The sequence below is a fragment of the Sodalis-like endosymbiont of Proechinophthirus fluctus genome (assembly GCF_001602625.1).
In the GTDB taxonomy this organism is placed as follows: Bacteria; Pseudomonadota; Gammaproteobacteria; order Enterobacterales; family Enterobacteriaceae.
In genome coordinates this window covers 12,974-13,702 of sequence record NZ_LECR01000053.1, presented here as the reverse complement: position 1 = coordinate 13,702, position 729 = coordinate 12,974, and the positions used below count along the sequence as shown (strand labels likewise).

At 49.5% G+C, this 729-nt stretch carries 1 pseudogene; it reads right to left on the bottom strand.

What is annotated here, in order from left to right:
• A pseudogene (btuB, locus tag BG74_RS20680) lies at positions 1-362 on the bottom strand (TonB-dependent vitamin B12 receptor BtuB); the annotation flags it as partial.
• Positions 363-729: the final 367 nt, after the last annotated feature.

Here is a 729-nt window from a genome sequence, read left to right as displayed (position 1 = left end):
GAGCCGGATACGGCCGCCTGATTCATCTGCACGCTGTCGATTAACACCAGCGCATGTATGGTACTAATACATTGAATTAAAATATAATTTTTCTTACCGAAACTACCGTTCTGACTGATATCCACTCTCGGCAACCGGCAACGCCCCCTCAGCCACCGATTTAATCTTTCCGCGATCGATATCTTCGCAGGTGACCACACTGACCATCGCCAGTACCGAAGATATGGGCTGTGGGAAACAGTTCGCGGACACAATCAGCGCATGGCCGTCGCCGGCCTGTATGGGCCGGCGCTATCTTGCCCCAAACTGGAAAAGACTGTGATGGACAGCGTCACTAGTAAGATTGTATTTATTTTATACATCTATTCGTGTCTCATCGATTGGCAGGACGCCACTGGCTACAAATCCCGGCAGCCTGAGGTGGACCCTGGAGGAGACGGCGGAAGACCGGCAGTGTCTTAGGTCGGTCCTAATCCTACTGTTCCGGCGATAAAGGTATCCAGGGAACAAATACACCAGGACACTTACATACAACAAAACTGGACATTAAAAGTTTATTCCTTACAATCCAGGGCAAAAAGCAGTCATTACCTCCAAATTAGCAGGAAACCACCATGGACGCCACAGACGTTACCACTCAACCTCGACCAGTATGAATACCAGTTGACGGAAAAGAGAACCGTTTGTGGCAGATGATGCTGGCGTTCCATTCTAGGCGTCAGAAAAGCG